Annotated in this window: 21 protein-coding genes and 2 pseudogenes; 19 read left to right on the top strand and 4 right to left on the bottom strand. The window is 47.2% G+C overall.

Going from position 1 to position 26,131, the window contains the following annotated elements:
- Window positions 1–129 precede the first annotated feature (129 nt).
- On the top strand, window positions 130–1,038 hold the full coding sequence (locus L0M14_RS21290) for a LysR family transcriptional regulator (protein ID WP_235118578.1): 909 nt from the start codon (window positions 130–132) through the stop codon (window positions 1,036–1,038).
- 213 nt (window positions 1,039–1,251) lie between these two features.
- Window positions 1,252–2,019 (top strand): hypothetical protein, encoded by a 768-nt coding sequence (locus L0M14_RS21285; RefSeq protein WP_235118577.1) that lies wholly within the window; start codon window positions 1,252–1,254, stop codon window positions 2,017–2,019.
- Between the two features lie 27 nt (window positions 2,020–2,046).
- Here the strand turns inward: L0M14_RS21285 and L0M14_RS32255 are convergent, their stop codons facing one another.
- A complete protein-coding gene (locus L0M14_RS32255; protein WP_405031112.1) occupies window positions 2,047–2,175 on the bottom strand; it encodes a hypothetical protein in 129 nt (42 codons plus the stop codon).
- Between L0M14_RS32255 and L0M14_RS21280 the strand changes: the two genes are divergently transcribed.
- The gene (locus L0M14_RS21280) at window positions 2,152–2,358 is read left to right on the top strand and encodes a hypothetical protein (RefSeq protein ID WP_235118576.1); all 207 of its coding nucleotides are present in this window, start codon (window positions 2,152–2,154) and stop codon (window positions 2,356–2,358) included. The two genes, L0M14_RS32255 and L0M14_RS21280, sit on opposite strands and share 24 nt — an antisense overlap.
- A gap of 414 nt (window positions 2,359–2,772) precedes the next feature.
- Here L0M14_RS21280 and L0M14_RS21275 read toward each other — a convergent pair whose 3' ends face one another.
- Entirely contained in the window at window positions 2,773–3,315 is a 543-nt protein-coding gene (locus L0M14_RS21275) for an SMI1/KNR4 family protein (RefSeq protein ID WP_235118575.1), read from the bottom strand.
- A gap of 286 nt (window positions 3,316–3,601) precedes the next feature.
- Between L0M14_RS21275 and L0M14_RS32360 the strand changes: the two are divergent.
- The 3 genes and pseudogenes from L0M14_RS32360 to L0M14_RS21265 all read left to right on the top strand — a co-directional run.
- Window positions 3,602–3,894: pseudogene (locus L0M14_RS32360) on the top strand (transposase); the annotation flags it as partial.
- 410 nt (window positions 3,895–4,304) lie between these two features.
- A complete protein-coding gene (locus L0M14_RS21270) occupies window positions 4,305–5,036 on the top strand; it encodes a hypothetical protein (RefSeq protein ID WP_235118574.1) in 732 nt (243 codons plus the stop codon).
- A gap of 72 nt (window positions 5,037–5,108) precedes the next feature.
- Window positions 5,109–5,708 carry a hypothetical protein gene (locus tag L0M14_RS21265; protein WP_235118573.1) on the top strand — a complete coding sequence of 200 codons (600 nt, stop codon included), beginning with the start codon at window positions 5,109–5,111 and terminating at the stop codon, window positions 5,706–5,708.
- Window positions 5,709–5,810: 102 nt separating this feature from the next.
- Here the strand turns inward: L0M14_RS21265 and L0M14_RS21260 are convergent, their stop codons facing one another.
- Window positions 5,811–9,218 (bottom strand): glycosyl hydrolase, encoded by a 3,408-nt coding sequence (locus L0M14_RS21260; RefSeq protein WP_235118572.1) that lies wholly within the window; start codon window positions 9,216–9,218, stop codon window positions 5,811–5,813.
- Between the two features lie 440 nt (window positions 9,219–9,658).
- On the opposite strand from L0M14_RS21260, the gene L0M14_RS21255 reads away from it, so the two are divergent.
- Window positions 9,659–10,714: a LacI family DNA-binding transcriptional regulator gene (locus tag L0M14_RS21255; RefSeq protein ID WP_235118571.1), complete on the top strand. Its 1,056-nt coding sequence runs from the start codon at window positions 9,659–9,661 to the stop codon at window positions 10,712–10,714.
- Between the two features lie 50 nt (window positions 10,715–10,764).
- On the opposite strand, the gene L0M14_RS21250 is transcribed toward L0M14_RS21255, so the two are convergent.
- The gene (locus L0M14_RS21250; protein WP_235118570.1) at window positions 10,765–11,733 is read right to left on the bottom strand and encodes a cation diffusion facilitator family transporter; all 969 of its coding nucleotides are present in this window, start codon (window positions 11,731–11,733) and stop codon (window positions 10,765–10,767) included.
- 483 nt (window positions 11,734–12,216) lie between these two features.
- On the opposite strand from L0M14_RS21250, the gene L0M14_RS21245 reads away from it, so the two are divergent.
- The 12 genes and pseudogenes from L0M14_RS21245 to L0M14_RS21190 all read left to right on the top strand — a co-directional run bounded on the left by L0M14_RS21245 (window position 12,217) and on the right by L0M14_RS21190 (window position 26,120).
- Window positions 12,217–12,786, top strand: coding sequence for a 5' nucleotidase, NT5C type (locus L0M14_RS21245; protein WP_235118569.1), 570 nt, complete (start codon window positions 12,217–12,219; stop codon window positions 12,784–12,786).
- A 248-nt stretch (window positions 12,787–13,034) separates the two neighbouring features.
- Window positions 13,035–13,964, top strand: a complete 930-nt coding sequence (locus tag L0M14_RS21240; protein ID WP_235118568.1) for a serine/threonine protein kinase — start codon at window positions 13,035–13,037, stop codon at window positions 13,962–13,964.
- Between the two features lie 354 nt (window positions 13,965–14,318).
- Window positions 14,319–16,490: a transcriptional regulator gene (locus L0M14_RS21235; protein ID WP_235118567.1), complete on the top strand. Its 2,172-nt coding sequence runs from the start codon at window positions 14,319–14,321 to the stop codon at window positions 16,488–16,490.
- 187 nt (window positions 16,491–16,677) lie between these two features.
- Window positions 16,678–17,103, top strand: coding sequence for a membrane-associated protease 1 (locus L0M14_RS21230; protein ID WP_235118566.1), 426 nt, complete (start codon window positions 16,678–16,680; stop codon window positions 17,101–17,103).
- Between the two features lie 101 nt (window positions 17,104–17,204).
- A complete protein-coding gene (locus L0M14_RS21225; protein WP_235118565.1) occupies window positions 17,205–17,708 on the top strand; it encodes a J domain-containing protein in 504 nt (167 codons plus the stop codon).
- Window positions 17,705–18,247 carry an FHA domain-containing protein gene (locus L0M14_RS21220; RefSeq protein WP_235118564.1) on the top strand — a complete coding sequence of 181 codons (543 nt, stop codon included), beginning with the start codon at window positions 17,705–17,707 and terminating at the stop codon, window positions 18,245–18,247. The genes L0M14_RS21225 and L0M14_RS21220 overlap by 4 nt, the downstream gene beginning before the upstream one ends.
- Window positions 18,248–18,275: 28 nt before the next feature.
- Window positions 18,276–18,803: an FHA domain-containing protein gene (locus L0M14_RS21215; protein WP_235118563.1), complete on the top strand. Its 528-nt coding sequence runs from the start codon at window positions 18,276–18,278 to the stop codon at window positions 18,801–18,803.
- Between the two features lie 10 nt (window positions 18,804–18,813).
- Window positions 18,814–19,674, top strand: a complete 861-nt coding sequence (locus tag L0M14_RS21210; protein ID WP_235118562.1) for a PP2C family protein-serine/threonine phosphatase — start codon at window positions 18,814–18,816, stop codon at window positions 19,672–19,674.
- Between the two features lie 5 nt (window positions 19,675–19,679).
- A complete protein-coding gene (locus L0M14_RS21205) occupies window positions 19,680–21,284 on the top strand; it encodes a PP2C family protein-serine/threonine phosphatase (protein ID WP_235118561.1) in 1,605 nt (534 codons plus the stop codon).
- A 58-nt stretch (window positions 21,285–21,342) separates the two neighbouring features.
- Complete coding sequence (locus tag L0M14_RS21200; RefSeq protein WP_235118560.1) at window positions 21,343–22,743, top strand: normocyte-binding protein; 1,401 nt, start codon at window positions 21,343–21,345, stop codon at window positions 22,741–22,743.
- A complete protein-coding gene (locus tag L0M14_RS21195; RefSeq protein WP_235118559.1) occupies window positions 22,740–23,429 on the top strand; it encodes an iron-dependent peroxidase in 690 nt (229 codons plus the stop codon). Before L0M14_RS21200 ends, L0M14_RS21195 begins: the two co-directional genes overlap by 4 nt.
- A gap of 16 nt (window positions 23,430–23,445) precedes the next feature.
- Window positions 23,446–26,120: pseudogene (locus L0M14_RS21190) on the top strand (molecular chaperone).
- Window positions 26,121–26,131: the final 11 nt, after the last annotated feature.

The following is a 26,131-nucleotide window of genomic DNA, read 5'->3' as shown; positions in this document are numbered from 1 at the left end:
GTATTTTTAAAGCTTCTGTTTTCTCTTTCGTTCTTCTCTAATGTTACGGTTTAGCAGCTTGATACGGAATTTCAAATAAGTTAGCATGGTATTAACTTATGGTTTATACAAAAGGAGGGGCTTGCCTGAATGATTGAGCAACTGAAGACGTTTGTTCAAGTGGCGGAGTCCGGAAGCTTTTCTAAGGCAGCCGAAAAGCTTTTTATTTCTTCAACCGCTGTGATGAAGCAAATGAATACTTTGGAAAAGCAAGCCGGAATCCCACTTTTTATCCGTACCAACCACGGTGTCAGCCTCACAAAGGCAGGAACAGCTTTTATCAAAGATGCGGAATATATGCTGCAGTATTTTCAAGAATCTCTTATCCGCATGCATCAGTCCGCACAGACCAATCGGCATATTGTTCGAGTGGGTACTTCTATGCTTAACCCCTGTAAGGTTTTGATTGATTTGTGGAATGGAATTAGCGACCTATACCCTCAATTCGGAATAAACATCGTTCATTTCGAAGATGACGCACATACACTCCCAACCACTCACCGCATGATCGGCCAATCGCTCGATATCATTGCGGGGCCATTTCTTACAGATAACTTGAAGGATTATTACCGTGTGCTCGAACTGGGGAGTTACCGCGTTTGTTTTGCCGTATCTCGGCAACATAGACTGGCTTCAAGAAAAACACTTTTTGTCAAAGATTTGTATGGGGAAAGATTGGCTGTAGTGAATGGTGGGAATAGTGCCGTCATTCGTGACATGCGTGAGTTCCTGAAAATGAAACATCCTCAAATACAAATTAAGGATGTTCTGCGTCTCTATGATCTTGATGTGTTTAATCGCTGCGAGGAAAGTAATACGGTTATGTTAACATTGGAGGCCTGGGCAGATATTCATCCATCCTTGGTGACGATCCCTAGTGATTTAGATTTCGCAGTTCCATATGGTTTAATATATCCATTACATCCATCCAAGGAAGTTGGTCAATTCTTAGAAATCATAAAAGAAATGCAAGGTAATGTTTTACCTAAGGTGGAGTGATGTCGAGGTGTACTGTGTAAAAGACTGTTTTCGTTGTGGGCATCTGCTCCTTGGTTTTGTTTAAATATCGGGCAGGATAGCTTGATCACATTCGAGAATATAGGCGTCTGGAAAAGCAATGCAGGGATGGATACAAGATATGAATGTTACTATGCAGCTAAAATTTACGAATAATAAAAGCATTTTTGAGGAGGGAAAGTCCTGAAGCTATTTTTGAACGATTCTCCTTATCGGTTGGAGCAAGGCTACGAATTAGGATTTGGCCCAAGCGTTTATGCAACGATGGCTGATGTCATTCTAGCTTTTTCAAGCCCTAATGAGGATATTCTTTTCTCGTACGCGAATTGGGACATAAATTTGGATCCACATAAGGATTATATGATTGAACAATCAGCCGAGTTTTTCCACTCCGATATGATCCCTGACCCTAAGATAAGCCAAAAAGTGAAGGGAATATTATTAAAACATTATGCGCCTGATTGCGATCCGAAAACGAGTCTAGCCTTGATGGAGAGCTTAATGACTCGTTTTAAACAAACCCCTTTGGATGAGTTAAATGAGGAAATTCAACATAAAATAGGTTTCGCTGTGCACGAGATGCAAACATTTTACACACTAGAAGATCGTGACGAGAACACGCAAGCTTTTGTGAAAAGCCGTATAGTCGATGTTAATTCTACCTGGCTGTTGACTAATGAAAGGCCAATGCATTTGAAAAACCTAATATGGTATCGGGTAAACTCAAAGGAAGAAATTCTACGATCATTTCACCTAACTGATTGGTGGTTTAACTGTGCGATAGTAAAGAGGAATACAGACGTGGAAAATTTCAGCTACTTTCTCGATTACACAGAGGAACATGGAGAGGAGCATGATGGAATGGTCCTTTACATTAAGCCTAGTAACAGGGAACATTTTTTTGACACAGTTATTCCACGATTGTCGGAAGTTTTAGGTGATAAACTTCAAGTAGTTAGATAGTCAGCTTAGGCAAACAGACGCGTTGCGCTACTCTTCTCCGAAAACTATCGAGCCCTTCATTTCCCCTGTGACAACCAAACATCCCGGACGATCAATTATCGTCACGCTGCCTTTATTGTAGGTGAACCAGTATTGGATCGTATTTCCTGTGCTCAGTCCGGATACGGTACTTACAAGCTTTCCATGGATGTGAAATCAACGCAGCCACGCAACGTCTATGCAGAGCTTCAGGATGTAGCGAACAAAGTAGTCATTGCTGTAGACAGCACCATGAAAAAGTACGAGCGTATCCTGGATGTAATCGTGCCCAGCAGCAAAAAACTGCTCATCGGGCTGTGAAAAGAAGCGGGAGATGCCGATGTGTCAGTGCCGTACGATGTGACCATCGATAATGTTCGTTTGGTCAAGGTGGTGGAGGCGGCAGGCTTCCAAGATTGTGATTCCTTATCAGTTTTAATAGGGATAGCGTGAACATTTTGACTGATTCATACGCTAGGGATTAGCGGATATGCATGTTTGCCAATCTTGCTGAACTTAGTGGACGTGTATAGATGATTTTCGTCATACTAATGACCGCTAATGATGTTTAGCGGTCATTAGCTATGAGTAGGAAGAATCCGCTATTTATGCATCTGAACGTCCTTTACGTATATGTTCCAAGTTGAAATTTGGCTGAACCCCATATCTCGTTAAAAAGTGAAAAAGCCGCAGCATGGAGTACTGAGACTTGTTTTATAAATCCTAAAGCAATAGTTATTCATAAAATCTGTGCGTGCCCCATAACCAAAAGTGGTCGCCTTGTGAAATGATAAATCGGTCAAACCAAACTTCAAAAGGAATTGGAAGATGAATGGCGTGTTCAAGAGTACCTCCACACTCAAACCAAATGAGACAATTATTTTGACCTTGTTTGACTAGATTTGAATCCACGAGCAACGTGTCACCATCACAATGACTAGCTACAGGGTACCAATGTTCTGGTATGAAATCCCAATAATTATTTACGATTCCATTTAAACTCAATATATCAAATTGAACTGCATTTTCTTGCATGAATAAACTTGCGCCATTATGGATTTCATAAAAAGCACGAACACCACTAGGCAAACACCAATTCGTCTGTTCTTCGAAATGATTAAAATCGATTTGATTGGCAGGTTCGTGAAATTGGAAACGACATTCACCTAAGTAGCCGTTCGTTCGTTGAACTAATAAAGTTCCATCATAATTGTCGATTCGTTTGTGAAGAGTGGAAAGGGTATTTTCTATGATGCTTTTCGCATTCAAAGTCGTCATAAATCACCTCATTAGTTACTCCACCAAGCAGATACTTGTAATGAAAGCTACTTCATAAGATTAGCACTCTCCTATCCTAGATTCAAATTATTGAGAGTCGCGACTTTTCCTGTAACAACCAAACATCCCGAACGATCAATCATCGTCCGGGATGTTTTTGTTTTCTTACTGTGTATGCGTGTAACTAACCGTATCGTACTGCACGCTGCCTTTATTGTAGGTGAACCAGCCGGTATATCCAATGGCACACCCTGATGCTTCATGGGTTTTTCCGTGACGTATCTCACTTTGGATGGCTGCTTGTTCGTTCTCCAACTATGACATGGTCGTCAAAGTCTATACCAAGAGTGAATTACACCGTTACTCCACGCCTCATCAGGATAGCGATTGCTGGAAGAAGCTTTACAATGAGCGTACAAGCGTGGAGCATTGCAATTCTCGAGTGAAAATCAATTGACCGCAGAAGCCATGCACGTCTGGGGAATTCAGAAGGTAACCACCCACCAATATTTGAGCACCATTGTACTGTTGACCTCCGTGCTGGCAGTGGCACGAAAAGCTAGTAAGATGAGCGCTTAACTTTTGAATAAATTCTACGGGTCTGTCCATCTCTACATCCACGCAAGAATGAAATGAAATTGCTGTCTAAATCCCAGTCTAGGAATTAAGCAATAATTGATATGTAACTAATCTGCCAAGTAATACGTCTATAAAATATAAATAACTGACATATGCTCATCGAATGGAACGAGAAATGATTTTACACTTTATATTTTGATTGGTATTAGTTTAATTACCATGGTTGAAAAATAATCAAAAGCAAATTGTTTACAAAAAAACGAAAATGAAATAAAATATTCCAGAATACCAATTTAATGGAAATAAGTTTGCGTATCTTGATTTTCAAATGATGGGGGTGAATTGATATTTAATATGCTGTCTTTGTTGTCGTCCGAATGTAAAAAATTGAATGGAGATGATTAGATATTATGAAACTCAAAAAAATAAGTATATTTCTATCAGCCATTATTTCGTTATCGTTAATTGCAACAGTAGCAAGTGCAGCACCTGCAGCATCTGCAGATACAAAAACAACAGACAAAGATAAACTACAAAAAGTGATGGCTCATGTAAAGCAAATGCGAGATAGTGGTTCATCAATAGAAGATATTACAAAATATAAGAAGACCCAAGGAATAGAAACAAAGTCATACAACACAATTTATGTTGACGAAAATGGAAATGAGATTAGCAGTACCAAAGGATTTTCAACACAATCTCTTGAAGCACAGTATAGAGCGATTACTAACTATATTGATTATGACGGCAGTACAGGAGAATATATTATTAATTCTGAAGTAAAAGCAACAACGGGTTTATGTGGTTGTGACCCAATAATCTGGTTAGCAGATGCAGATAAACGTGATGATGGTACCGTTTTGTTTAATTTGAAAGATAATTGGTTTAGAGATGCACTTCAAGGTTATACAGCTTATTCATGGGTGGTTGTTCGTCCTCTAACTAGTAGTAGTACAAGTACAACAAGTAGTGTTAAATACACACATACCTATGAGACAACGCAAACGACTACATCGTATACAGGTTCAGCCGACTGGACTTGGTATAGCTCAGGTACAATTGGGGTTAGTTATACAGTTAATACATCAAACATTGAAGCGAAATGGGATAAGTCAGCTACAGCCAACGTATATGTAAATTAAAAATTAAAAATTAAAATGAGAAAGCAGAGATACGTTCTTTGCTTTTTCTGTCATTAAAGTGGGTGAAAATTTATGCTTAAGAAGAAAGTAAGCATTTTATTTATAACTTTTTTATTAAGTGCTTGTCAGTTTAAAGGTGAATCTAAAGAGCCACAAATTATGATTTCATTGGATTCCGAATTCGATGTAACAAAATATTATTCAGAACAATTGTTTAATGACATTTTTTATCTAAATAATCTTAGTCATATGGAAAGTGAAGACACGAAGACTCTTCGTACTTATTCTGAAGGGTATAGCTCTTATATTCAAAAAGACATATTTGCGAAATTAGAACCTGAATTTTTAAAAATTACTAAGGGGAATTATGGTGACGAAAACAAAAATAAGATATTAGAAGCTAATCATCAGATAACATTTATTGTGACTAAAACCTATGACTACCTTCACTCAAGCAAGAAGGAGGTCCCAAAAGAATACTTCAACCAATTGATTGATTTGAATAATATTTTACAAACAAACTCAACGAACGAACTTTCACTTTATAACATTGAAGCTAATCAAGATGAAGTTGGTTCAAAATACGAAAATCAGATTGGTGCCTTTCTAGATACTACCATAATGAAATTAAAACAACTAAACCAAACAATTGATGAAATGAATAATAAATGAGCAATTAATGTTAACACTGGTATATAATGTTTAGCCTCCATTTCCGCTGTAACAACCAAACATCCCGAACGATCAATCATCGTCCGGGATGTTTTTATCTTCTTACTGTGTATGCGTATAACTAACCGTATCGTACTGAACGCTGCCTTTATTGTAGGTAAACCAGTATTGGATCGTATTTCCTGTGCTCAGTCCGGAAACGGTTGTTTCCCAGGTGCCGGAGTTGTTGGTCATGCGGAAGTTGCTCTGTGTGCCTCCATTAATCTTGTAATGCACATCGACATAAGCGGAGGAGTACCCGTTTGGCGTGAAGTAGATTTTCGCTTCGGATGCGGAAAGCTTCGTCGTACCGGCCGTATAATCGGCTGTTGTGAACGGTCCGGAACCGCCTGAGGCAAGAGTAGTAACATTCAAACTGCCGCTTGCTGCCGAACGGTTGCCTGCTGCGTCATAAGCTTTTACCGTATACGTATAAGCCGTGCCTGCAGTAAGACCGCTGTCTGTATAGCCCGTTGTTGCGGATGTGCCGACTACTGCTCCATTTCGCAGGATCTCATAGCCGGTGATGCCGACGTTATCGCTCGATGCCGCCCAGCTTAACGTTACACTGCTGCTTGTTTGGGACGTGCTGGTCAAGCTAGCGGGCACAGTAGGTGCTTGCGTATCGCCGCTCGAGGTGCCGGTAGTGACATAGATATCGGCTGTTGCCGCCGAACGGTTGCCCGCAGCGTCGAAGGCTTTGACCGAATAAATGTAGTTGGTGTTATTGCTTAAGCCCGAATCTGTGAAGCTGGTCGATGTCGTTGTTGCGATCGGAATGCCTGCTCGTAAAATATCATAGCCTGCGACGCCAACGTTGTCCGTGGATGCCGTCCATGACAGTGTTACACTGGAGCTCGTGTTGGTTGCACCAAGGTTGGTCGGAACGGTTGGCGCTTGTGTATCCGCACCGGATGCTGCGGAAGTGGTCACATTCAGAGCTGCGCTTGCTGCTGATCGGTTGCCTGCCGCATCGTAGGCTTTTACCGTATAGCTGTATGCTGTGCTAGCTGCGAGACCGTTATCTGTGTAGCTGCTTGAAGCGGTTGTTCCTACTACGCTACCATTGCGTGAAATCTCATAACCAGCTACGCCCACGTTGTCGGTTGATCCCGTCCATGACAGCGACACGCTGCTGCTGGTTTTGGCAGGGCTTGTTACATTGGTTGGTGCAGAAGGTGCTTGTGTATCGGATGGAGGAGGCGTCGAGCCGCCGCCGTTGAAGCTGTTTGCAGGTGCTGTGACGGTCGTTCCGTCCGAGAAGGTGACGGTTTTGCTGGCGTTTGTCATGTTGTAGACGACATAGGTTTTTACACCGTTTTTATTGAATACCACGGCTAGCGGGTAGTTGGCGGTAATGCTCTTGTCTGCATTTCCCATGGCATCCAGGTTGTAAATCCAATGGTACGTATTCGCTTTGGAGTTGCCTTCCTCCGGCGTCAGGGAACCAATTCCTGCATTAAACTGATTCTTGGCGTCAGTCGGATCCGAAATCGCACGGTACATCCAAATCAGATCCTTCCAAGCATCCCAGTTCGTGCCGCCGTTCTCCGCTGCCATGGCGTTGTAGTTTTTGGCCGTATAGGAAGGGTAGTGGGTTAAGTACAGATGTCCTGCGGTAAGCGGCAGGTAGTTGATGCCGTGAACCTGCTCCGGATTGCCTGTAAACCAGGTGCCATTAGCGCCTTTGCCGCCCCATACCATCGTGACAACGGAAGGTGTGTAGTCAGCTGGATGGGTATTGTCGTTCACATCGAACCAGTATTCGTTGATCGCGTTCATTTCGGTGGTGTACAGATAAATGCCAAGATCCCGAATGGATGTGTTGCCTGTAGCTTCGCCCCATAAAATAACGCCCGCCCAAGCATTCATCGCCTCGGAGGAGGATTCGTTATTGTTGCCGTCGCCGAAGTTGGCGTGACCGGATGCCCAGCTATGACCTGCATAAATATCAAAATTGCGCAGGAACGGGAACATCGAATCATTGCGGTTTGGACTAGCAATATCGCGAATCAGCAGATTGACCATGGCTCCCCAGTTGGAATCGCTGGCCCATGTTTTATCAACACGCGCGATTTCCGCAGCAGCCTTAATGAAATAGCCGTAGTGGAAGTGGTGGTCGTTCAGCTCCTCAGCGCTGCCAAAGCTGGATGGATAGCCGATCATCGTGCCCCAATTGCTGTTATAGTAAAATAATTTCTGCGTTTGCAAATTGCCGCTCGCATCGCTTGCCTTGAAGTAGTCTTCGAGGTCGCTCTTGATATCTCCGCGGAACTTGTTGGCTGCTGTGGTGTCTCCAACCTGATCGGCGATCGGGGCAAGCGTGGCCAGTCGACCCATTTCTTTGCCGAGCCAGTACGTATCAGAACCGCCTGTGTAAGTCTGTGCTTCCGCTTCATTCACATAGCCGGCTAGCGTTGTTTTGTTGTAACTGCCTTTGTCAGGAAGGGAAGGAAGGACGCCCGTAAACTTCATACTGGTTGTAAAAGAAGTGCCCTCGGCGACCTTCATGGTGCCTCGAACGGAGTTGTACGTATAGTTCAGCAGGGTCTTGGTTGTGTTCTTCCATTGATGAGGATAAAGCGCAAAAATCGTGCCGGAGCCTGTGCCCTCTTTTGCTGTCGTGGTGTAGGTGTAGGTTGTCGTTACCGTGCTGTCGGAAGGATTGTAAGCGTAGTTGACCGTGGTGTTGGTGATGTGATTGTACGCGTACTGCTGGAATTTACTCAGTGTAGCCGCTGTGTTATCCGGCAGAAGCGCAATGGAGAAATAGTTCTTGCCGTTCAGATTATTCGTCAGTACCGAGGATCCGATGCCGCTCCAAGTCGAGCCGCTGGGTCCGAACAGGGCATAATGTCTGCCATTAAATGTAACACCAAGCACGGCGCTGTTCGCATTGCCGGACCAGATGGTCGGTGCCGAAGGGAAAGTAAGCTTCGGATTTCCGCCCGCATACGTGAAGTAGACGTAAGGAGAACCGTGTCCGTAGGTGGCTTTCAGGCTGTTCGCTCCACTAGTGAAGGATGAGGTTACGAACCAGTCATTAAACGAGTCGACCTTAGCATCGGGGAACGTTGCCTGTGCGCTGTGTCCGATGGTGAAGTCGTCATTGCCGTTGGCGTCAGTAGGAGCGGGCATCCAGCCGCAGATGCAACCGGAGTTGGCTGTGATTGTAGGGTAGTAGACTTGAAAGCCTTCTGCCTTGTTTCGAACCGCGAGCGGATGCGGATACATGCGTTCCGAATACTGGGTCCAGGCCAAGCTGCTCCACCAGTCGTTGGTCGGCATTTTTTGTGTAACGGAGTTTGTCTTGTAAATCGTGGACGGCGCATCCGATGCACCCGAAGGCAGTACCGTGGAATAGCTGCCCGCCCCGGCAGGAACCTCTCCGCTAAATGCGCTTGCAGAAGTGGGCAGAGCGAGGGCTAACAGCAGAACGAAGGCGATCAGTGAGTGAAGCGTTTTACTCATAAACATACATCCTCCTTATGTTGTTTTCACAGTCGTATCATTTAAAACGAAATCAAGTCGTCCATGAACCCCTCCTCCGTACAAAATTGTAACCGTTTCCATCGAGATAAAAAGAAAAACACGAAAAATATTTCGTGAATCAAGGCGTAAATTTTACATTTCGAAAACGGTTTAGTTTTATATTATAGAAAATTGTGGATAAAAGCAATCTTTATTCAGGGTAAAGTGGAGTTTTCCCTTATTTTCTTTGTTAAACTACGAAAAGTTTTTCAAGATAAGTGAAATTAATTAATATCTTCGAAAAATATATGTCGCCATCTGTCGATAACTACATGGACATTCTCACTACCTAAATAGCGAAAAATGTCCTTAATTGACGAGGAGAAACGTTATAGATACAATGAGTTGAAACGTTCTAATAGATGAAAGGGAGGAGTCCTATGACCAAGCCTAAACAACCTACCATCGTAGATGTAGCCAAAGAAGCGGGAGTTTCGATAGCGACTGTCTCCAACGTACTGAATCGTAAAAACGTTCCGCTAGCCAGCGAAACCATACGTAAGGTAGAAGAGGCTGTTCAACAACTCGGATACCGCCGGAATGCGGCTGCTGCGAACTTAAGTCGGAGAAGGTCCTATGAGCTCGGGCTCATCATCCCGCATTACGGCGGATATTATGGAAGATTTGCGGAGATGCTTGAGCAAAAAGTGTTCGCCTTCGGCTACCATCTATCCGTATTTTCGGCAGCTGGCATGAATCCTTCTTTTGAACAAAGACACCTCGAGCTGCTGCTGCAGCGCCGAGTGGATGGACTTGTCTGCCACGGCCTTGCGATGACCAAGGAATCCACGCGTCAGGTGGTTGGTGAAGGAACGCCACTAGTTCTTTTTAATGGTTGGGGCTGGCCTGAGGATATTGTGAACATGGCCGTTAACCTCGATTTTGCCGAGGCTTCGCGGGAAGCTGTCAAACGTTTGCATGAGAGCGGCTGCAGTTCCATGATCTATGCTGGCAGGAGAAAAGGACTAGGTGCCAACGATCAGCGGATTGAAGGCTTCATGGAGGGCATTCGTGCCTATGCGCCTAATGCGGTGCATGCCGTTATTGATGCGGGAGATCAAGGAGTCGAAGGTACACTGGATGAAGCGCTGCGTCTTAGTCAAGGCAGGGGACCACTCGGTATCTATACATTTAACGATGCGCTGGCTTTGGAGCTGCTGTCGCTTTGCCATGAGCGGGGAATCCGAGTGCCGGAGGAAGTTCGGCTGATCGGGATGGACAATGAATTTTTCGCCGGAGTCAGTTACCCGTCCATCAGCAGCTTCGATATGCCCGTTGAGCTTCAGACGAACCTCGTAGCGGCCATTCTCATGCAGCAAATTGGAGAGGACCTGAGCGAAACGAGCGAGGAACTGCTTCATACGTACTTGCCACCAACCGGTCATGAGCTTCGACTGCCACTTATATATGTAGAGCGTCAATCGACCAGGGTGTAAAAAAGACCGTCTCTATTCCACGTTACCATGGATTCGAAACGGTCTTTGCCTTAGTGGGACAGATGAGTTTTCAGCTTCTCTTCTTCTTTATGCTTCAGGAACTCCTTGCCATACTCCCCGTGCGGATTAATATTCGCATGCTCGATTTGAATCGTCGCGTGCTCAATGCCATACTTGGCTTTCAGTGTTTCATTAATCGCAAGAATAATGCAGAACGGTTGCACCGCAGGATCAATAAAAATATGCGCCGTTAGCGAATAGTGATCCGTCGAGATCGCCCACAGATGCATTTCATGCACATCCTCGACACCTTCCACGTTGCGAATCGTTCCGCGGATTTCCTCCAAATCGAATTTCTCCGGCACTGATTCCATCAGAATCAGGTAAGATTCCTTAATGATTTTGCTTCCACCAGTAAAAATAATGCCGCCGATGACCATACTGATGAGCGGGTCAAACCATAACAGGTCCGTAAAATAAATGACTATGGAAGAAATAATAACTCCAACCGAGCTGAGCAAATCGCCAAGGAAGTGCCACAGTGCGCTTTGCACATTCAAATTATCTTCCTCTTTCACACTGTTGTGCAGGACAAGCGTCAGTACCAGATTGACCACCAAACCGATCGAAGCAATGCCGAGCATGAGCCCCAACTCAATTGACTGCGGATGAATAAGCCGCTGAATCCCTTCAATAAAGATACCCAGCGCGATCAGGCACAGAGCCAATCCGTTTAGCAGCGAAGCTACAATCTCAAAGCGTAAAAAGCCAAACGTAAACCGCGAATTAGGCGGGCGTGTCGCCAAGTAAATCGCAAACATACTGAGCCCCAGCGCAATCACATCCGAAATCATATGCGCCGAATCCGAAAGCAGCGCCAGTGAATTCGAGAGGATGCCCCCGACAATTTCGACAATCGTAAAGAACGAAGTAAGTATCAGGGTGATCCAGAGCGTTTTCTTCGACTTGCTTTGTTCCTTAACGTGGTGGAGATGGTGGTAATCGTAATCCGTAGCCATATGTGAACCTCCTTATGCACCCATTGAGAATGAGAATTAATCTCTTATTTAGAATTATTCTAATTAAGTAGTATCAGTATATGCCAGAAGCTCGCAAGGTGCAACCGGAAATTTCACAAGCCGACAAAATAACGCTTACTTTTTTGTTACACAAATGAAATATTTCTGTCACGGTTCCATAATCTTCGTCAGGTAATATAATAAACAAGACCCCCTTTTTAATATATAAACTTTTGAACCTGGCCCCGTTGGCTGGGTTCCTTTTTTTTTTTTTTGTCTGGGGGAGAGACACAGTAGTATCAATCATAGATAGCCTTTTACTTTAAGTTTGATGATATAATGAAATAAATGTAAATATTGGAAGTTTAATGGATTTGAATCTAAGAATGATTTATTAGGGGGTAAAAACCTAAAGATTTAGTTGAGAAAACATTGCTTTCTAATTGAAATATGGAATTTATATTAGTAGGAGAGTGAAACTTCGTGATACATATCGGATTGGACTTTGATGATACTTTAATAGATACAAGGAAATCTATTGTGAGAGTGCTGAATAAACAACTCAATCGTAACATTATGTTCGACGAAGTTACTATATATGAGATTTCCGAACTTTATGGGCAAACTTTTGAAGAATTTAAAGGGTTTTTTATCAGTAATCAAGATGAATTACATAAAATTGAACCATATCCATTCATAAAAGAAACAATTTCAAGACTTGCCGATAAAGTGAAATTTACAATTATGACTGGAAGACCAGTTGAATGGATGGATTCCTTAAAAAAGTGGGTTAAAGAAAATAATCTTAAAGTTGAGTCATCTCTATGTGCATCACAATTTGAGAATGGAAAGCTAGAATGTGCAAAATTAAATGATGTATCACTTTTTATCGAAGACCATCCAACACATGCTCTATCTTTAGCTGATGGGGGTGTCAACGTGTTATTGATTGATAAGCCGTATAATCAAGAGTGTCAACATCAAAGGATAACGAGAGTGAAGGATTGGACAGAGGTTGGAAAGATCATTGATGCTTTTGCTGACAAGATGTAAGGACGAATTGAATAAAAGAAAAGTGTTATTCAGTCGCGCCGCTGCTGCATCTTTGTGCGCGGTTTTTTGGTTTTTATTTGGTTTGCATAAAAGGGAATCCTTGATTCCTGCTGGGTCTCTCCTCGTAACCACTACCACCTCTCCCCTAACCCTTCCCCGCCAAGAGCCAATTATGTTAAAATAATGGCGGCTAACGCAGGTGTTGCCAGACAATTAACCAAAAGCTATGCCCATGAACGGGGGATGATGTGGGTACAGCAGACATGGAGAGATGCTTAGCGAAAGGCCGCATGTTGAAGTTCCGTTACAAGATTCACCGACCTATTTCTTGCGGCGAGCTGTCGATTGTATATATGGGGCGAGATATAGAGAAGTCGGAGACGGTGATCATTAAGGAGTATTTTCCGAAGACGATGGCTTTGCGTGATGTGGATGGGTGCTCGGTTGTATGCAGCAGACCCCGCCTAAAGCCGGCGTTTGACGAGTGGCAGGATGATTTTGCCCAAGAAGGGCAGATTTTGCAGGGGCTGCAGCATAAACATGTGGTCAAGTACCGCGATCAGTTTCAGGAAAATGGCACGGGCTATATCGTGACGGAGTACTGTAGAGGCGTGACGCTGAGCACGTACAAGGAGCGGAATTTTCCTCAGGAACAGGCGAAGTTTTGGGGGATCACGGTGCCTGCTCTCCTGGAAGCTTTGCAATATATTCATGACAAGGGGATCATTCATAGGGATTTGAAGCCGGGCAATGTACTGGTAACGCGAGAGGGGCTGCCTTGCTTGATCGACTTGGGGTCGGCTCTAGATTACCGTCATGCATCAACTCGTAGGCTGCAGACGACGCCCGGATTTTCCCCGCTTGAATTTCATTCCAAATCAGCCCGTTTAGGACCGTGGTCGGATTATTACAGTCTATCGGCGATTTTGTATTATGCAGCCAGCGGCATGGTTCCGCCTGATGTGGCAGACAGGGTTATTGAGGATCCTATTCGGGACATACAGTTATTGAACTCTCATTTATCTGCGCGGCTCGGTAAGGTCATCATGGCTGGGCTGTCTCTGTCCCCGAAGGAGCGTCCTTCCTCGCTTCGAACATTCATTACGGCCGTTCGAGCCGAGAAAAGCTTTCGAAATCTATCACCGAATCATACGATCCAAACAAGTCTATTTCCTTGAAACTCGAGGGAATAGGCTATTTTTTTTGAAAAAAACGACTTGATGGAAATTTTATCAAAATTTAATAGAATCATCTTTTTAGGTGAAAAGCACTGAAAAACGGTTTGTGACTTCGATGAGGATATTGTCGCAAAATCTTTCTTGTCTGATGAATTTGTCGAAATGGGAATGGAGTCATAGTTCAATTTCATGGGTTTTCTTTACAATTACATTTCAAAGGGTAGTTTGTCCTATAATTGTGCTTTATTGACAACATTTGCTAGTATCACCTATGCTAGTTTTCGAAGTTTCCCATTTGGAAAATTATAGGACACGCAAATCTTATGTTGCGAATGGAAGAAGGGGGCCGGGTGCATGGATATTATTCGCCAAACGAACCGCACGATGCTGTTTGAGGAGATAAATCCGGAAAAACTTGATTTACTGACCATTGTAGGGGAAGTCATTGGAATAGACAGCTTAAGTGACGAGAAGATCAAGGAAATTAACCAGCATCTGTTGGTGAAGAGTTTTGAGGAGTTTTTAGTTAAATTTTGTCCGACGGTGTACTCCTTTTATAACGCGTCCACGCAAAAAGTGATGTATACGCTTCATAAACCGGAAGGGATCCCGGATGATTGTATTTCCGAGATTCGGATCGATCAAAACAACGATTTTCTCAAAATGCTGTTCACGTTGATTGAGACAAAACGCAGTCAAGGTATCGCCAATGTGGATTTCAAATTTGAAAATCTGCTGGATATGATCTCGCCGAAAAAAGTGATGGACGATATTCGTCAAGTTCGAAAGGAAATTCATTACTACTATTCGGAATATGAGAAGCTCGAGGACGGCGATCCGCGCAAGCTGGATATCGGGGACAGGCTGAATGCCAAGTTTGAGGATGCCAGCAAGAACTACAACAATGTGATGGCGATGCTTCCACTTGCGATTGACGATATCAAGACAAGATTACTTCTTGGGCAATCCCAAAGCGACAATAAGACGGATTCCGTACAAATCGGGATGCTGATGATTGGCGATACGGGTGAGCTGAAGATTGTCGAGACGCCGAAGTCTGATGCGCTGCAGTTGGCTGCTGCGAACGAAGACAGCAATACCGGACTATTGACGGTGTTTCAGGAGGACTATGAGGCCATTACGGAGAATCCGACGGATTATGTAAAGAGCCTTGTCGTTCGTACGTTTTGCCCGCTGCCGGCTCTACAGACGGAAGTCAATGTCGAGCAGGAGGTTCAGAACTACAACACCTATCTGGAATTTTATAAATCGGCCAAAGATGATTTCGTCAAAACGGTTAAGCCGCTCGTTGAGAAGATTCTTGGCGTGAAAATGTTCTTCGACCAATATACGGCTAAAGGCCGAGGGATGATGCCAAGCCTGCTTATTACAAACGCCAAGCTGGATATGATGGTGAAAAGCAGCAATATTCCGCGCCTGGAGACGTTCCTGAACACGGTCAACTCGAAGAACGATTATACAGATACGGTATGGTTCGGTATTGTGCCTTCCATTCAAATGGAGAATGCCTCAGGCAATGTGCAGGTTCGACGGGAGAGATTCAGAGGTAACGTTGCTGTTCAGTCCAAAGAAGGCAACCAGGTTGAATCCTTGACACTTCTGCTCCAGTCCGTGCGTCCTTACCGTGTGCAAATCTTCTTCAACTTCGAAACCAGTGAGTTGACGACGTTCAACAGTATGGCCACATCGGGGATCGACCGATACATCGATAAGTGTGAAGTACTGACAAGGAAGGATTATAGCGAGTTCGCCATTCCGTGTATGCCGAATTTTACGGTCATTCCGAAGGATAAATCCGGCGTCGTCATTGACAGCAAGATGCTGAAGACGGAAGACGGTGTGCAGCTTTCCAAAGAGAAAGAGGATATTCTCAAGCTGTGGATTGAAGGAGTCTATATCGGAGCGTCCTACGTCGCAGCAGGGTTGGTTGCCGCATATCAATGTCCGGAATACTTGCGCGAGACGTTTAAATCCGTGAAGAAGGAGTTTCCGGGCGTCAGGTTCGATATCGAAGCAGGCGAAAATGCTTTGAAGGCTGTTACCACGATGGCTAAGGAAATTTCCGGATTCACCAACAATATTAAGGATTCCATCAACCGTAACAATTTTGGGTTCGTATTCTCTTCAGAGAACGCCCAGGTTCAGGGTACGAAGATCAGCCGGATTACGGTGTATAAGGCGAGAAGCCTGGCACTAACCGATGATGGCTATGATTCCATATATAAAACGTTGGTGAGCAGCTACATTGAGCGTATGCTGCGTTTTCAGACCAGCGATTTCAAGCATGACAATATCGTCAAGTTCTTTAGCAACAATCCAAGCAGTCAGAAGAGCCAATGGCTAGCGGCCAAAGGGTTTGTGAATTCCATCGTGCAATCCGGCGATGACATCAATTATATGATTGACGAGGAATCAAACCTTTGCCAGATTGATCTTATTTTCAACGGCAATGTGAAAAACCTTGAGGTTGCGATCAGTAAGTCAACGAGTGCCGTTAAGGTGTAAGATTCATCCGACTGTAACGGAGTAACCCGGGAGTCCGCCCGCTAGCAAAAGAGGGCGGCTGCTTACTCGCAAGTCCGCAGTTCTTATCTGTATGGTAAAGCCGGACTTACGGGTCCGACTTTATACATAAATTTCTGTCAGGGCGCAGAGCCCTGCGGAGCAATTATACTTTAGGAGGTTTTTTGGAATGGGTTTCAGACTGAAAGTAGAAGGATCAGAAACAATCGAATTGGGAATGGACAACATCCGTACAGTTGAATTTGACACGGATACACCGGACGATTCCAATGCAAGATCGACAGATGTAGGCGTTACGCTGAAAATTTCCGGCAAAATCATCACAGCAACAGATGGCGATAACGCCGACGATACCATGAAATTGGCGACATGGTCACTGGTTTCCGCAGAGAAAGCAGATTGCTACCGCAAAGTAACGCTGGAAGTAATCGCAGCTGATCAAGTGATCCGCAAAGTATATTTCCCTAACGCATTCGTTGTGGATTACAGCGAAAGTTTCGGCGATGTGGAAGGCGTAGGTACATTCACCCTTTTGATTAAGCAAAAGAAAGACAAAACGGAATTTACCAAAGTCGAAGGCGGCTACGCCGTATAATCCAGCGCTGATAGGCAGTGCCAATTTTAAGGGACTCTCGGGTCCCTTAAAATATTTGGCCAACTGCCATGCAGCAATCACATGACGACGGGATGAGCGCGATGAAAACAAGCTACGACATATTAGGTGTGAGCCCGAACGCTTCGCAGGAGGAAATCAAGAAGGCTTACAGAAAGCTCGCCAAGCAGCATCATCCGGATGCGAATGGGGGCAGCGCTGAATCACAGCAGCGGTTTATGGAAATATCCGAGGCTTACAAAGCGGTCGGGGACGAAGCTTCCCGGCATTCATACGATCAGAAGTTTCGCCAGAACGCGCAGGGCGAAAGCAGGGGCGCAGGTGAAGAGAGGGCTTCGCGAAGCTCGGCGAGCCAGGGGACGAGATCTTTTAACATGGAAGATTTCTCGCAAAACTTTGAGCAGTTTTTCGGTTTTAACCCGAAGACAGGAAGACCTGCCGAAAGCGGCAAGAAGGAACAAGCTGGGAAGAATCAGGCGGGCAAATCGTCCGATTGGTTTGAGTCTTATTTTGGTGTTCGAAAAAATAATCCGCAAATCCTTACTCGCACAACGAAGAAGCCATACAGTCAGGAGGGATCGCTATGAAGGTGGCAACGGGTTTTTATTGGATAAAAGTGATTGATGCGCTGTTGATATTGATTACGCTTGGCGCAGCGGTCTATGTGTATGGATTCAACCGTGCCCCGCTGCCGAAAATCATAGGGGGCACAGCCGTCGCGATAGCTGTTGTCGGTTTTCTTGCCGTTCGCTGGCTGCCGAAGCTGATGGCTGGAGAAGAACAATCCGCCGTCTCGAAGCTGGCGCTGCTAGATGAAGAGGAAGAAGTCGTACACGAGTGGCCGCTTCACGGGTATACGTCGCTGCTGATCGGCAAGAGCTCAGTGCCGGGGGAAGTGGATATCAACTTATTTGAAGCGGAGTATGCTTCGCTGATCAGCAAGCAGCACGCGGTGCTCAATCTGGTAGCGGGCAACTGGTTTGTTGAGGATATTCATTCGCGCAATGGCGTCGGCATCAAGAAAGTCCGGCAGCCGAAGAAGCGAAAGCTGGAAGTGGAAGAACCGCATCTGATTGAAATCGGTGATGTGATTTATATAGCGAATACAAGACTGCTGGTTCAGTAGTCAGTCATCAGCAAAGGGGATAAACGAGATGAGTTTAACTAGATGCTCCAATGGCCACATGTTCAGCACGAAAAAGCACGGAACTACATGTCCTTACTGCTTCATGTCGGTCGAAACCGCCGTCACAGCCGAGGCAAGGAGGAAGCCTCCGGTTCCGCTCGCTGCAGACGAGAAGACGATGCCGTATCTGGAAGACGCCGAGGGCGTTGACCCGGTTACCGGTTGGCTGGTATGTATCGAGGGTCCGCAGCTGGGACAGGATTACCGCATTAATGTGGAAAAAAACTTCATCGGTCGCGCGGAAGATATGCATATTCAAATTATCGGGGACAACACGATTTCCAGACGCAATCATGCAGTGATCGTCTATGATCCGAAGAAACGCAGCTTCTTTCTGCTGCCCGGCGACGCGTCGGGATTGGCGTATCACAACAATGAGGCGGTTTATTCGCCTGTCGAGCTGACGGCTTATGATGTCATTCAGCTCGGACGCAGCAAGTTTATTTTTATTCCGCTGTGCGGTGTGCATTTCGAATGGGATCACAATAGGGCTTAGGATGATGATAATGAGACAAATTGCCAATTGGTTAATCACTCCTGAAGCTGTGCCGTACACCGTACTGACGGGATGGGGGATTCTGTTTATTCTGCTCTTGCTGCTTCGAGGGCAGCTTAAAGCTCGTCTCTCGTTTCCCGCGATCCGTGTCGGCAACGGGCAGACGATCGGTCTGCGCGAGGAGCAGGATGACTATTTTGCGACTGCATTCATGGAACATGGTGCGCTGGCTGTGCTTGGCGACGGCATCAGCGGCATGGCTAACGGAAGATTGGCCAGCACGGCTGCTGTTACCGTGTTTGTGAAGGAATTCCAGCGACTTGGCAGGAGTGCCGATCTGCGTTCCTTCTTTGCCGGGACGGCGCGCCGCAGTAATGAGGAAATTGTCAGCAGTCTTGGCGGCGGCAGAGGCGGGACTACGCTTGTAGCTGCTGTTGTGTCTGATGGCTTATTGTATTGGGGTTCCGTAGGTGACAGCATTCTGACCGTCTATAGGAACGGAGAATTCATTCCCATCAACAGCAGGCAGACCTTCGGCAGTGTCCTGCAGTCTCGTTATTTGTCAGGCGAGATTACGAAAGAGGAAGCGGTGACGAACCCTTTGCAGCACCGGCTTGTGAACTATTTGGGCCATGAAGGCTTTAAGGATATTGAAGTGGGGAATGAGCCGTTCCGGCTGCAGAAGAAAGACAAGGTCATTCTTTGCAGCGACGGCGTGTACCATGCGCTGACGGAAATGGAGATCGAGCAGCTGCTGCGCAGCTCGCGCCATCCGCAGCAGGCGGCCGAACGCATTATTGAGGCAGTGGAAGCGAAGGGGCGAAGCAACCAGGATAACGCGACCATTGTTATTTTAGATAAAGGCTGGTAATTGCCATGAGAAAAGAGAACAGCGATTTTCAGACAGCATTTCTCTCGGAAGCGGGAACCTTCCTGAACAATAAAGATTATTTTGCTTACGCTGAGCTGGATGATTTAGCCTGTTGGGTGCTTGCCGACGGACTGGACAACGATCTGGAAACAGAAAGCGCGATGCTTGCCGTACAATCCGTGCTGGGAAGCTTCAGCGAACGGCCAACGCTTTCCAGGTCAAAGCTGAAGCGCTATGTGAAGCAGGCTCACAAGCTGCTGATGCGCGAGAGCAAGCGTGTGCGGCTGAAGGCAAGTCTCACGCTGGTGGCGACGGATTACAAGCATGCGGTGTGGGTAAGCGCGGGTCATACGCGCTTTTATCACTTTCGCCAGGGTAAGCTGCTGGCGCGCAGCGTCGATCAGAGCCTGGCGCAGCAGCTGGTTCACACCGGCAAGATTCGCCGGGATGATGCGGACAGACATGAAGAGAAGCATAATCTGCTGAATTACCTCGGCAAGCCGGACGGCTGCAGCCCTTACGCATCCCGCAAAGCCCGGCTGGAGGACGGCGATATCCTGCTGCTCTGCTCGCTTGGCTTATGGGAGGGCGTGCATCATGTCGAGATGCTGGATGCGATCGAGGAATCGGAAGGTCCGGAAGAGTTTGTCGATACGCTGGAGGAAGTCATGCTCAGCCGTCAGGGACGCACGATTCATAATTACACAGCTGCCGCCATCTATGCGGGCAAAGTGTATAAAGAACAGCCGAATAAACGCAATTGGGGCAAATGGGTCAAAACGGCCGCCATGCTGCTGATCCCTCTCGTGCTTTTCGGAAGCGGGGCTATTGTCTACAAGGTTCGTGCAGCGAATCAGAAAGCTGCTGCGGTAGCGAGCATGGTGGAGAGCGAGCAAAAGGGCGATAAGGAAGCGCAAGAGGGTGACTATGCTAAAGCTGCCGGCGACTACAGCGTGGCGCGCAATGCGGCGATTAAGCTTAATGATAAGGTGCATACGAAGCTCATAGCCGATAAGCTGCAGCTCGCAGATTTGGTCGTGGACGGCGATGACGCCATGAAGGATGGCGACTACGAGAAAGCCGTTAGCAAATATGAGGCCGCAGAGAAAGAAGCGAAGTCTCATGATGGTTTTGATATGAGCGGAGTCAGCGAGAACAAGAAGAAGGCGCAGACGTATCTGCTTGTTCTGGGGATGATTCAACAGGGTGATATGAAGCTGGCCGCCAAGGATTATGCCGGGGCCAAGGAAACGTATGAGGACGCGAACAAGCAGGCTGTGCTGGCAAATTTCGCTCAAGGGACACAGCAGATTTCGCTCAAAATGAATGAAGTAGACAACCAAATGAAGAGCATCAAGAAGAGCGAGCAGCAGGCTAAGGGCGAGGATATGGAAAAAGAGGGCGATAAGCAGATGGAAGCGGAGGAGTACCAGCAGGCGATCGCTACCTACACGGCCGTCCAAGGGATTTATCAGCAGGCTGAGCTGCTGGATAAGGTCCTCAGCGTAGAACGCAAGATTCTTGATGCGCAAACGAAGCTGAATCCGCCGCAGCCAAGCAGCTCGCCGGCGGCGGACGGCGCCCCGGGCTCCGAGTCCAGCTCTGGATAGCAGGCGGTCCCGGCCGAGGGATAGTAGTGCAGATGCAGAAAGGAACGACGGGATATTGATGAGAGAAATCGTGACGGATCGTCTGAGTAAGATGGAGGACCTGGAGCAGAGGAAGCTGCTCAGGCACATTTTGACAGGTGTGTTCAGCCAATTGGCCGACCGCCAGGAGGACGCCTGCCGGCAGCTGGAGGAGCGGGTATTCCGCGAGGTTGCCGGAAGCGGTGATTTGTATACGGTATACGCTTCGGTATGCCACCGTGAGGAGCTGGATCCCATCGATGAATTCCTGCATCCGATGCTGCCGGAGGATGCGCTGCCTGCAGCAATGCCTGAGGCGGGCGAGCTGGCGGCATGCTTGGAGCGTGGCGAGGAGGCTAAGCTCCAATCTTTCTATATGGAGTGCGATATGGACCGCATGAATAGGCTGCTGGCCGAGTGGCGGACCTTTCGGGGAGAGCTTGTGACTCCGGAGGGCACGATAGGCATGAAGGTACGAGTAACTGCCAAGAAGGATTACATTCAAGCTATAGAAAAGCTGTATGGATTGTTCCGATTGAACGGAGTCCCGTGGACGACCGTTAATCATCCGTACGCTTATAAATTTATCGATGTCCATTTGGTCGAATGCGAGAGTGTGCTGCACGAAGGGCTGGTTATTAACGAGATCCGAATCCATTTGGAGGAATATGAAGCCGATAAGCGTATCGATTGGATTCCCTTATGGAACATCGAGCGATTGATGTTTCAATCGTCCGGATTTCCGATTCCGGCTCTCGACAAGATCAATTATGAGCACGTGCTTTCGATACGCAGGACGGGTAGCGGCCATGGGTACCTGGTTGACGCCCATGAGGAAGAGCTGCGATATGTCAAGCGGGAAGTGAATGAAATCGTCATCGTTTCTCCGAAGAGTAAGGCCGGAGGCTGGAGCATGTGGAAAGTGGCCCAGCCCGATCTCGCGGTTGCAGGTAAGGGGGCCTCGGGTGCAGGAAAGGCGGCGGCGGCTTCGACAACGGCTTCGGCTTTGGCGGGAACCCCAGAGGGGATGTCCGCAGGAACGTCCGTAAAGAGGCCAGAAGGGCTGCCGGTGCACGTCAGCAACCGCCGCCGAATTACTTTTGCCAGCGGATTTGAACGGTTGCAGGCGGCTTCGCTTCGTTCCATCGGAGACGTGAAGCGAATCGTCTATTCGTTCGAAGCGGCCGCAGGTCTGCGTCTGGACAAGGTTGAGTTGCTGTCTTCCGATGCGCAGGCACGGATGGAGAGCGCGGAAAGGGGATTCTACTCCATGAATCCCTTCCTGAAGGATACGCTTCGGATTGAACGCGAGAAGCGGGTACTCCTGCTGGGCTTCACGGTAACAGTAGCAGCTCCGCTAGTGCTGGATCGCATCAGCTTTCTTATGTCTGAGGTGCAGCGCCATCTGCCGGAGTACCAAGTGATGGGTGCCTGTCTATGAATTATATCTGGGAGCTGATCGTCCTGGCGCAGCAGGCTGGGATGGATAAGAAGGAGCTGCGGTTTGCCTGCGCTGAATCGTTCTCGCCCTATATGGAGCTGAGTCTCCCGCTGCTGAATGCTCATGAGGTTGAGCCTGATGCGGAGATCAATCCGTACTACAGGTTTCATGATGTATTCGAAGAGCTGTGCGATGTAGAGAACACAGATGATGCAGAGCTGCGAGGGACGCTATTCGATATTGCGGTGCATTTCCTGGGAAATCTCGATGTGCTGCAGGGCATGAACAAGCGGGAGTTCTATACCCGTTTTCTCGTGGCTGATATGGAGAACGGCCTCTTCGGGGAGACGATTCAGGAGCGGATACGACTGTTCAGCGCGAAGGAGAAGGACATCATAGGGCTTCATTTACTGCGCTGCTATGAAACGGGTGAAGCGGAATATATGTGGAAAGAAACCGTGAAACGATTGTTTCCCGGCATTCTGTTATATGCGAAAAGCAATAGCGAAGGCGAGTTTCTGCTCTATCTCGGCCGAGGCGAAGACAACGCTGTGAAGGAGCGCTTGCAGCTGCTGCAGGAGCTGTTCCTGCCGCTATCCAGTCAGGTGGAGCTATTCTGGAGCGATCACATCGGTGTTATCGGCGTGGCGGAGACGATGCGTTTGGGCGAATCCGTGCTTTACTGAGCGTGATTGTACGGAGATGACAGGCTTAGGAGGGACAACATTGAGTTATTCATACAAGCTGTATGCGAAGCAATTTGGTCAGGATGCGGAGCGTGAAGGCATGCGGTATACGCGGGAAGAGCTGACCGAGATGACCACGTTCCAATTGCGCAACATTTGCCACAAGGAGAAGCTGGTCGAAGGAATGGTCCATACGCTGGACCGTGAAGGGCTGATCCACATGATTCTGAAATACAGGAGCGCAGAACGGAGTCTTCTCATAGAGTCGTTTAAGCCCGGCGGTATGCTGCGGCTGGAAGCGGCGCTGGATAAATATCTCAAGACGCAGCTCCCGGACCACGGCAGTATTCAGGTGCCTGCCAGGATCATTTTGTATGCCGGACTTAAAGTGGACAAGCTGGATCACTACCGGATCGAGGCGAGCGGCGGCATCGGAGAATCCAATGTGCTCTTGGTCAATGATCGGATGGAGCTGTGCGCCATCCTGAATCTGGTGAAAGACGGCCGGGAGGCCGGCGTGTATTACTTGACTACAGGCGGGGAAATCGAATGGAAGCGCACGGCGAACAAGCAGTATAGTCTGTTATTTTTCCGCCGTCAGGATTCGGAGTACTTATATAAAGCTTATACACAGGATAAGCCGCTGCTTCCAGTGAATTTGCAGTATTACAAAATTCCCGTGCCCGATCTGGAAATCCGCGAGGTAGAGGAAACTTCCGCCGTGCTGGCCATTGACTTTGGCACCTCCAACACAACAGCGGGCGCCTACCTGGACAGACGCTATGTATCTTCCGTATGCAGTAATGCGGTGCTCAACGGCAGGGTTCGGCTGGACAGCATCAATTATGTTAGCTTCCCGGACCATTCGGGCAAAGCAACGGAGTGGATCGAGGTGCTGCCTACCGTAGTCAGTGCGGCGGACTGCTCCAACCCGGCCGACATTCGTTATGAATTCGGCTATGATGCGTTGAAGTACATGAGAAAGAACGGCTTCAGCGGCACAGCCACTGTGTGTCACGCGATCAAGCGGTGGGTAAACAGTTATTCCCGAATGGAAGAAATCACTGACGGACAGGGCTACACCGCACATGTCAAAAGAGGCGACATTCTGCGCGCATATCTGCTGCACGTTATTCAAACTGCGGAGCAGCAGTTCAAATGCAGGTTCAAAGCGCTGCACATATCCAGTCCCGTCAAGCTGAAGTCGCAGTTTCTCGATATGTTCGCGGAGATCATTCCGGAATATCGACTAGAGACGGAGCATGCCCTCGACGAAGGGATGGCTGTGCTGTACAACACGATTGCCGAGCAGATCGAGAAGAACAGCTTCATCGACGGGGAGACTTACAAGGCGTTGGTCATCGACTGCGGCGGCGGGACGACCGACCTGTCATCGGGCAAGTTCCGCATTGAGAACGGCAGCATTTCATACAAAGTTGATATTCAAACTACGTATGAGAATGGCGACACGAATTTCGGCGGCAACAACATCACCTACCGCATCCTGCAGTTCATGAAGGTGGTATTTGCGGAATACTACCGCTCGGGCAGTGCTGCGATCGATATCGACAGTCTCATTGATATTCCTGGCAACGACCTGTTCCGGCATGTGGATGAGAGCGGCGTTGCTTCTGTCTATGAGCGGTTCGAGGCGCGCTACCGTCAGGCTGAATCAGTAATCCCAACACGTTTTGCGGAATATGAGAACCGTACCCGTGAAGAGTATCAGCGGGTCAAAAGCAACTTCTATTTCCTGTGGGAAATCGCTGAGAACATGAAGAAGGAATTTTTCCGCAAAACCGGGATTCTGCGCAACAGGTTCAACTCGGAGAGCGACAATCGTCAGGAGAACGACCTGAAAGTCACAGCCGTGGACCGATGGTGCTTGTCTGTGCTGGAAGACGGGCGGTTCAAGCCGGTCTATGAGTTTCCGAACGTTGTTTTCAATATTAAAGAGATCAACCATTTGATCAAAGCGGATATTTATGAAACCGTGCGAAAGTTTCTCGATGAGTTCTACCTCAGTGGAAAGCTGCAGGAATATTCCATTATCAAGCTGACTGGCCAATCGTGCCGAATCGATGCTTTTCGTGAAGCGCTTAAGGAATTTGTTCCTGGACGAAGCATCGAATTCAAGCAGAAGTCCGAGGAAGACGGTAAGGTGCCCGATCTGAAGCTGGCCTGCTTGCGCGGGGCTGTCCGTTATTTGAGCGCTCAGAAGGCAGGGCTGATCGAACCGCAGATCACGAATCACGATCCGGCAGTTCCTTACTCAGTCAGCGCTTACACGCATAACCGCAACGAAGTGCTCCTCATCAGCAGCTATGACAGGCTGAACCGCAGCTATGGCACGATTTCCAGGCCAATGGGAGTTGCCGAGGTCGAGCTTTACCTGAAGGGGAGCGACAGCAAGCTCCGCCATACCTATACATACACCAATGATACTGCGCAATACCAAAGCATGCTGTACAAAGACATTCACGCCTTATATGGAGATAAAATCCCCCAGGAGGACACGGATTCCATTGAGAATGGGGAAGTGAAATTTTTGTTTTTACCGGAGATAACAATTGGGGCTTTCATGTGGTTCCGGTTGCCCGTCAGAACGAGCAGCTGCTGGTTGGCCGCAAGAAGTTTTTTGCCTTTGAAAATGATCTGTCCGAATTGGATTTCTTCGATGGATTGAAATAAGCGGTATTCAT

Source organism: Paenibacillus hexagrammi (assembly GCF_021513275.1).
In the GTDB taxonomy this organism is placed as follows: Bacteria; Bacillota; Bacilli; order Paenibacillales; family NBRC-103111; genus Paenibacillus_E; species Paenibacillus_E hexagrammi.
Note: the sequence above shows the minus strand (reverse complement) of the source record. Positions and strands in the feature narration are given on the sequence as shown.